The sequence below is a fragment of the Pseudanabaena cinerea FACHB-1277 genome (genome assembly GCF_014696345.1).
GTDB lineage: Bacteria > Cyanobacteriota > Cyanobacteriia > Pseudanabaenales > Pseudanabaenaceae > Pseudanabaena > Pseudanabaena cinerea.
This window is the reverse complement of the sequence record NZ_JACJPY010000130.1, coordinates 1-7,458: the sequence shown is the minus strand read 5'-3', so window position 1 is coordinate 7,458 and position 7,458 is coordinate 1. Positions and strand designations below refer to the sequence as shown.

Annotated in this window: 8 protein-coding genes and 1 pseudogene; 5 read left to right on the top strand and 4 right to left on the bottom strand. The window is 45.1% G+C overall.

Annotated elements, in window-relative coordinates:
- Both H6F44_RS24170 and H6F44_RS21470 read left to right on the top strand, forming a co-directional pair.
- Nucleotides 1-127: pseudogene (locus tag H6F44_RS24170) on the top strand (RNA-guided endonuclease TnpB family protein); the annotation flags it as partial.
- 175 nt (nucleotides 128-302) lie between these two features.
- Nucleotides 303-1,304 carry an ABC transporter ATP-binding protein gene (locus tag H6F44_RS21470; RefSeq protein ID WP_190353133.1) on the top strand — a complete coding sequence of 334 codons (1,002 nt, stop codon included), beginning with the start codon at nucleotides 303-305 and terminating at the stop codon, nucleotides 1,302-1,304.
- Between the two features lie 14 nt (nucleotides 1,305-1,318).
- Here the strand turns inward: H6F44_RS21470 and H6F44_RS21465 are convergent, their stop codons facing one another.
- Nucleotides 1,319-2,356 carry a hypothetical protein gene (locus H6F44_RS21465; RefSeq protein WP_190353132.1) on the bottom strand — a complete coding sequence of 346 codons (1,038 nt, stop codon included), beginning with the start codon at nucleotides 2,354-2,356 and terminating at the stop codon, nucleotides 1,319-1,321.
- A 116-nt stretch (nucleotides 2,357-2,472) separates the two neighbouring features.
- Between H6F44_RS21465 and H6F44_RS21460 the strand changes: the two genes are divergently transcribed.
- Nucleotides 2,473-3,444, top strand: coding sequence for an ABC transporter ATP-binding protein (locus H6F44_RS21460; RefSeq protein ID WP_190353131.1), 972 nt, complete (start codon nucleotides 2,473-2,475; stop codon nucleotides 3,442-3,444).
- Here H6F44_RS21460 and H6F44_RS21455 read toward each other — a convergent pair.
- The 3 genes from H6F44_RS21455 to H6F44_RS21445 form a co-directional block, all read right to left on the bottom strand.
- Nucleotides 3,441-3,689 carry a hypothetical protein gene (locus H6F44_RS21455; RefSeq protein WP_190353130.1) on the bottom strand — a complete coding sequence of 83 codons (249 nt, stop codon included), beginning with the start codon at nucleotides 3,687-3,689 and terminating at the stop codon, nucleotides 3,441-3,443. The genes H6F44_RS21460 and H6F44_RS21455 overlap by 4 nt on opposite strands.
- Nucleotides 3,686-4,528, bottom strand: coding sequence for a DUF1186 domain-containing protein (locus H6F44_RS21450; protein ID WP_190353129.1), 843 nt, complete (start codon nucleotides 4,526-4,528; stop codon nucleotides 3,686-3,688). Before H6F44_RS21450 ends, H6F44_RS21455 begins: the two co-directional genes overlap by 4 nt.
- Nucleotides 4,529-4,594: 66 nt before the next feature.
- Complete coding sequence (locus H6F44_RS21445) at nucleotides 4,595-5,509, bottom strand: glycosyltransferase family 2 protein (protein WP_190353128.1); 915 nt, start codon at nucleotides 5,507-5,509, stop codon at nucleotides 4,595-4,597.
- A gap of 35 nt (nucleotides 5,510-5,544) precedes the next feature.
- On the opposite strand from H6F44_RS21445, the gene H6F44_RS23375 reads away from it, so the two are divergent.
- On the top strand, nucleotides 5,545-6,648 hold the full coding sequence (locus tag H6F44_RS23375; RefSeq protein ID WP_242016692.1) for a L,D-transpeptidase: 1,104 nt from the start codon (nucleotides 5,545-5,547) through the stop codon (nucleotides 6,646-6,648).
- Between the two features lie 81 nt (nucleotides 6,649-6,729).
- A complete protein-coding gene (ndk, locus tag H6F44_RS21435; protein WP_190353127.1) occupies nucleotides 6,730-7,179 on the top strand; it encodes a nucleoside-diphosphate kinase in 450 nt (149 codons plus the stop codon).
- The last annotated feature ends 279 nt before the right edge of the window (nucleotides 7,180-7,458 follow it).

The following is a 7,458-nucleotide window of genomic DNA, read 5'->3' as shown; positions in this document are numbered from 1 at the left end:
AGATGTGAATGCTGCTAAAAATATTCTTGCCGCAGGGCTTGCGGTTAATGTCTGTGGAGCGACTGTAAGACCCGAACAGAGTAAATCTGTTAAGGCTGGTGCTATGAAGCAGAAACCTAAGTCGTGAGTCTTAGGAATGCCCGTCGCTTCAGCGCGGGGCGGATGTCAAGCCTCGCAACTTAAATCATAGGCGCAATGCTTGCTAGTGATCAAAAATATTTATGGGTTTTATTTATGGGTTTTAAGTCAGGGCAAAGCGCGGTATCTTTAAGGATAATTACAAATCGGAGATAGGTAAACCTGTGCTAGAGGTTCGCAAAATCTGTAAAGCCTATGGAAACAAGCAAGTTTTGCAGGACTTGAGCTTTGCTATCAATGCTGGGGAGGTTTATGGGCTGTTGGGACCCAATGGTGCAGGTAAAACAACGACAATTAGTATTCTCTGCGGTTTGCTGCAAGCCGATCACGGCGAATTAATTTGGCATGATCATCAGGAGCGAGATAGCCGAATCAATCCCCAATTTATCAATTCTCCGCGCCGCAATTTATCTCAATCTAAGTCTTGGCGATCGCTGATTGGGATCGCGCCACAGGAAAATATCTTTTATAAAAATTTAACCTGCGCTGAAAATCTTATATTTTTTGGTAAGCTCTACGGACTCACCGATCGCCTCTCGCGTCAGAGGGCTGTTAATTGTTTGGATCTAGTGGGACTCAGCGATCGCATTGATAGCATTGCCGAAAAGCTCAGTGGCGGAATGCAAAGAAGACTGAGTATGGCGATCGCCCTAGTACATCAGCCCTTATTGGTAATTCTGGACGAACCAACCACAGGGCTAGATATCGAAGCCCGTTATGAAATTTGGGAATTAATTCGTAAATTGTCTAGCCAAGATACCGCCATCTTGCTTACAACCCATATGTTGGAAGAGGCTGAGCGACTCTGCCAACGCATTGGTATCATTAAACAGGGGCAACTGTTGGCGGAGGGTAGTCTGCAAGAGTTGCGTGGCTATGTGCCTGCCCAAGAAATTGCGATCGTACAAACCCCCTGTGAAGATTTGGTGATTGCGAGATCCCTTGAGTTAGGGTTTGCTTACCGTCACTACGGCAAAGACCTCGCCCTATTATTGCCAAGGACAATGGAGTTAAAAGAGATATTGGAATGTTTTGATGGCATTGTGATCGACTCGCTCATGCGTCAACCCGTGCGCCTTGAAAATATCTATATCGAGATCACCCAAACCAAATCCAAATTGAGTCTGCAAAAGGACGACAGCCCTAAAGCTATCTTGCTGATGTAATAATCTCTTGCACCCTAAATACCTTGGGCATGATCAAATACGGTTTTTGTGAAGGCTAATAGGTTGGCTTGCATCTGCGGGCGATCGTTAGATACCACGCGATCTAGCGAAGTGTAATAGGTGGCTGCTAATTTTGGTCGATTACCAGATTTGATCATCCATAGACCATCGGCAAGACTAGCACGAACATCCACCTCAATCTGTGGATTTTGGGGAACCACCAGTTGATCGAAAATGCCATGAAATGCTCTGGCTTTTTCAAACTCATTGCCCTTGATCCAAATTGTCGCCACTAAGTAAGGGCTGACCGCTTGCAAATCGTTATGAGATACTGATCTTGCCGTATAAATATACAAAAGCTGTAACCAAGGCAAAGGATTCATAATTTCTAAGGCACTATAGCCAGTAAGTTTGCTACTTACCCCCAAGTTTTGAAAATAATTGATCGTTGGTAGCCACTCCTTACAAAAATCCTTTGCCATATTGGGATTGATAAATAGCTCGCCCCAAGTGCTATGTTGCCAAGGCTGCATATCCATGAAGTGCATATATTCGGCAAACTCGTGGGCAAGTCGCTCCCGACTTTGGGCAACAATAGTATAGATGTCTTGCCAACAAAAACAGGGCATAGATGCATTATTGTCATCTATGGGCATCAGATAATGCCGCCTTACCTCATCGCGCTCTAACAAATTCTGATCAATCAAACAATAACTATTGCTGATAATCACCACATAGGTCAATTTTGTTTGCGATCGCGCCAAATCCAAGAAAGTTTCCAGCGAATGCTGCCCCATTTCACTATCAAGGCGATGGTCACAGATAATATCAAAATCTTGGCATTCTAACAGCAGGTCAGGCTGAGCATCGGCAGCAATCGATGGGTGACTAGTCGCCCTTATGAATTTGGAGCCAGCCTTCCCCGAACGCTGTACCAAAAAATCCACAAGCTCTTGACCGATGTGAGGCACATTTTCCAATAAATATTCCCAAAAAGCAGCGAAGCGCTGTTTCTTATCTAAACTTGCTGGCAGCAAAAAAATATTACTCATAGCTTGAGTGCTATCTACCCTCATTTGGCTATATTGTATAGGCTATTGGGGGACAGGTGCGTTAAAATGTGACTGAATAATGGTGCTAAAAAAGTTCTGTAACTTCGATCGCATTTATGGTGGAAGTCTTGACTAGTGAATCTCTAACTAAGGTAACGACAGACGATGCAATTGTGGCGCAGAGTTTGGGTAAGACATACCGTACAGGTTTTTGGTTAAATCAAAAAATCAACTCTCTGCAAGATTGCTCACTGACAATTGCTAAGGGCGAAACCTTTGGTGTGCTTGGTCCTAATGGTGCAGGTAAAACCACTTTACTCAAAATTCTGTTGGGTATTATCCAGCCTACAGTAGGAACAGGGCGAATTTTGGGCTATCCCCTCGGCGATCGCGCCGCGAAAAGGGCGATCGGCTATTTACCCGAAAATGCTTACTATTATGACTATCTGACAGGCTGGGAGCTACTCGACTTTATTGGCAATTTATTTGGTGTGCCAACGCCCCTTCGCCGCCAGCGCATTGCCGACCTATTGGATCTGGTGGGGCTGTCACAGTCCGTTGCCCGCAAAAAGCAATTACGGCAATATTCTAAGGGCATGGTGCAGCGCATCGGGGTCGCCCAAGCTCTCATCAATGATCCTGAGGTCGTATTTCTCGATGAGCCAATGTCAGGGCTTGATCCTGTCGGACGTTATCAGGTGCGTGAAATTATTCTGATGCTCAAGGGGCAGGGTAAGACTGTATTTTTCAACAGCCATATTTTGTCGGATGTGGAACTGATCTGCGATCGCATTGGCATTCTCAATAAAGGTGAGTTGATCGCCGTTGGGACACTCAATGAGCTACTTGGTACTGAGCAGTCTTATCAAGTTAGTGGTCACGGAGGCACAGCCGCCGATCTAGAGCCTTGGTTACAGCACCTGATTTTTCAAGGTGATACTTGGCATGGGCAGTTAGCGCAGGATTTGCCAGATTTCTTAAACTTTCTCAATACCATTGGGGCAAAGGCGATCGCGATCGAATTAGCAAGACAAACTCTGGAAGAATTTTTCATTGAGAAAATCAAAGGTTCACGGCACAAAGACTAGTTCCCAAGGCTTTTGATTGGCAATGGTGTTGGCTCGGCTGAAATCTTCTCGTCAGGGCGCTGACTCAGGCAACTGCCCCCCCTTGCGGCATTGCGAAAAGTTTGGATCGCCTCAACTTCATTGATATGTCCACAATAAGGACAGTAAACCCTTTCGCCAATTTGGGGTTCTATATCCGCACGACTCCACCATTTACGACAGCGATCGCAATGAAAGTGGTAGAGAAATTCGAGGGCAACTTTCATAAATCCCAAAATTCTTTTTTCTTTTTAGGCTTTGGTGCGGGTTTGGCAAAAAACTCTTGGTTAGTTTTTTTAGGTATAGATGGCTTAATAGTTTCATCGTCAAAACAAGTCCATGATTGCATGACCCTATGGAAGTCGTCTAAGGAACGATTAGAGGCTTTCTTACGAAAATCTTCCAGACATTGCTCCTTGCCGCAGTCTAAAGCTATTTGAAAGTCCTCAATCCCAATAACGAAATCATCAATTAGCTCTCGCTCATAGGCTCCACGAATTGTATCTATTAATTCTTCTGGATAAAGATCGCAGATTTCCCAGGCTAACTGACTATAAAAGAATGAGTCTTCGGGCGCTGCATCTGCTGAGAAAAATCCAGCAAAGTAAGATAAGGCATCTTCTCTAGTGATAAACCCTTCTAGCACAGCATAGGAGATCGCTGTAATTGCCGCTTCGCGACTATATGCATCAGCATTCTTGTTGGTAATAAGTTCTTTGATTTTTTCAACAGAGCCGCCGCAGGTTCGCAATAAAATTTCGGGCAGATGTTCGACGATGATATCACCAAAAAGATCCTCTGGCAGAGGTTTGGGAAGGCTAACTAAATCAATGATCACCTGTTGGGCTTTAGCTTCTCGCCAATATCCCAACAACATTAAGGCATAGACATGAGCGTAATAACCAGAACCTCCCGTATATTTCGACGGCTCATCTCTAACTTTTTCAAGAAGCGCGATCAAATGGGGAATGATTTCTTCTTTTTGCTCTAAAGCGGCCTCAACTTCTTTGAGCTTATATTCGCCATCAGAAATTTCAAACCCTGCCAAAATTTCTTCTATGTTCATTTTTTTAATTGAGTCAATAATTCCAATAAAACACAAAATAGCTTAGAAAGTCGAAAATCGTGAACTTTAAGAAATTTGGCGATAGGCGGCATAGACACTCTTGACGCTGTACCAATTTAGGAAGATTCTCGCAATTTCGAGAGCGAGTTGGGGCTTGCCTTGATCGACCAGCCATGCTAGCAAAGGACGCAGCGATCGCTCATTGAGCAACCCACCTAACGATAATATGCCCCATAGCAAAACATGAAACCATGTCATCTGGATCATCATCCTGACTTCCCATGTGGGATGCTTTTGATAAAATAAAACTCCCATGCGTCCCCGTTGCGCCTCCACATCGACTAGACGCGGCAACTGCGCGATCGTAAAGGCAGGATGCCAATGATAGCCGATGGCATCAGGGCATTTAATCAACTTCAAGCCCAATTTCTTCAACCTCACGCCTAGTTCGAGATCTTCCCAGCCATATTGACGGAAGCTAATATCAAATTTTCCTGCGGCAATTAACCAATGCTTGGCGATCGCCACATTGCCCGTGGCAAAAAAAGCGGTCGAAATATCCTGAATTGTGAATTTCTCAGATGTGGGATTTTCAAAATTATTGGTATTGATGACGCTCCCATAGGTAAAAGCGCGATCACTGCCCCCTAGAGCCTGCGCGTGAGCTAGAGCCTGCGCGTGAGCCGCCAAAAATACAGGTGTCACCACCAAATCACTATCGATAAAAACGATGATTTCCCCCCTTGCCAGATCAATTCCTGTATTTCTAGCGATCGCTGCCCCTTGGTGATCCTGCTGAAACAGGCGCACATGGGGAAAGTTTTGAGTATGGTCATGCAAATATTGCACCGTGCCATCATCAGAACCATCATCTACCAATACAATTTCATAGGGATGTGGAAATTCTTGTTGCTCCAAAGCTTGCAAACATTTTTGCAAAATTGGCAAACGGTTATAAGTTGGAATAACAATTGACCACATATGACTAGCAGTAATCCTTAGCAGCATCTCTCATTATGAAGGTTATCATCCCCAAAATTACCTACGCGATCGCCTATCTATCAATTAAGCTCTTGCTAGGCTATGGGCTACCGCTATCACCAGCTTTTGCTGATGCGCTAACTAATACCAAGATATTGCAAGCCTCTGCCAAGCTAGAAAGTGCAACTCCCAAAGGATCTAGTAATTTTTTATTGCTAGATCTTCAGAGGCATTGGGCGCGATCGCATATTGAAGGATTGCTGTCTCTGGCACATATGCGAGACCTGCTTTTAAACGATGCGGTCAGCCTTTTTCAACCAGATCGCGTCATTAGCCGCGCTGAACTTGCCAAAATTCTGGATGTGGCTTTTGCCAATCGTAACAGTCCCAAGATTAATACCCGTCTCGATCAACCTGCCACCAAAGCCGAAACATTAGTGGCGATCGCCCGTGAATTAAACCTCAATATCAAAGATGCCAAAAAACCTCAGGCATATTTACTGTCAATGTATCGTGATGCGATCGATATTCCCAACTATGCGATCCCCGCGATCGCTACAATTACCCAACAGGGCTTAGCCATCAACTATCCCGATCCGCGCATCCTTGCCCCTAACCAAGCCATTACCAAAAGCGAGTTGGCTGTCTTAATTTACCAAGCCCTCGCCTATCAACAAAAATTACCTGCCCTGCGATCGCCCTACGCAGTCCATCCCACCCGCAAACTATGGGATCGGCAACTAATGCAGGTCACGCGCCTCGAAGTTAGCATCAGTAAACGTAAAGTCACCGCCTTTCATGGTGAAATCCCTCTCAAAACTTATCCCGTTGCGGTCGGTCGGCAAGGCTGGAGTACCCCCATGGGCAGCCATCGGGTCTTGCAAACCATTGAATATCCCGCATGGGAAAATCCTTTCACAGGTGATGTCATTGCCAGCCGCGATCCTGACAACCCCCTAGGCGATCGTTGGATTGGCTTCTGGACAGATGGCAAAAACTGGTCGGGCTTTCATGGCACACCCAACCGCGCCTCTGTTGGTCAAGCTGCCTCCCACGGTTGCATCCGTATGTATAACGAAGACATTCGCGAATTATTTAGCCAAGTGACCACAGCCACAACTGTAAAAGTTACACCTTAAGTACACAAAATAAGTACGCAAAAAATGAAATAATGCTGTCTGTAAACTTTTTTACAATTGCTTAACAATTCAATCAAAATCATGGAACGTACATTTTTAGCAGTTAAGCCCGATGGCGTACAGCGTCAACTAGTCGGCGAAATTATTCGTCGCTACGAAGCCAAAGGCTTTAAGCTAGTCGGTCTCAAGCTAATGCAACCCACCCGCGAACTAGCCGAAAAGCATTATGGCGTTCACAAAGAAAGACCCTTCTTCGCTGGGCTAGTCGAATTTATTACCTCTGGTCCTGTGGTGGCAATGGTATGGGAAGGTGACGGCGTAGTGGCTTCGGCAAGGAAAATTATTGGCGCAACCAACCCACTCACGGCTGAGCCTGGCACTATTCGTGGCGACTATGGCGCAAATATCGGGCGCAACATCATTCATGGTTCCGATGCGATCGAAACCGCCCAAACTGAAATAGCCCTATGGTTCACCCCCGAAGAGCTAGTTACATGGCAACCTAGCATCACTTCTTGGATTTACGAGTAAGTATTTCCGCCATAAAAATCCGCCATAAAAAAAGGAGCGCTAAGCGCTCCTTTTTTTATGGAAGTGTTCGGTAATCTCACCTCTACCGAAAGGAATGTTGACAAAACTTTACAATTTGATATATTTGTATATGTAAGCGAAAGCTTATTAAAAACAAACTTTAAACCAAAATACAAAAATGACCACAGCAGTACAAAGACGCGAAAGCGCCTCCATCTGGGATCAGTTTTGCAATTGGATCACCAGCACCAACAACCGTCTATACATCGGTTGGTTCGG

Excerpts from the sequence above, each read along its gene's own strand:
- H6F44_RS21465 (WP_190353132.1), bottom strand. The coding sequence starts at position 2,356 with ATGAGTAATATTTTTTTGCTGCCAGCAAGTTTAGATAAGAAACAGCGC.
- H6F44_RS21460 (WP_190353131.1), top strand. The coding sequence starts at position 2,473 with ATGGTGGAAGTCTTGACTAGTGAATCTCTAACTAAGGTAACGACAGAC.
- H6F44_RS21455 (WP_190353130.1), bottom strand. The coding sequence starts at position 3,689 with ATGAAAGTTGCCCTCGAATTTCTCTACCACTTTCATTGCGATCGCTGT.
- H6F44_RS21450 (WP_190353129.1), bottom strand. The coding sequence starts at position 4,528 with ATGAACATAGAAGAAATTTTGGCAGGGTTTGAAATTTCTGATGGCGAA.
- H6F44_RS21445 (WP_190353128.1), bottom strand. The coding sequence starts at position 5,509 with ATGTGGTCAATTGTTATTCCAACTTATAACCGTTTGCCAATTTTGCAA.
- H6F44_RS23375 (WP_242016692.1), top strand. The coding sequence starts at position 5,545 with ATGAAGGTTATCATCCCCAAAATTACCTACGCGATCGCCTATCTATCA.
- ndk (WP_190353127.1), top strand. The coding sequence starts at position 6,730 with ATGGAACGTACATTTTTAGCAGTTAAGCCCGATGGCGTACAGCGTCAA.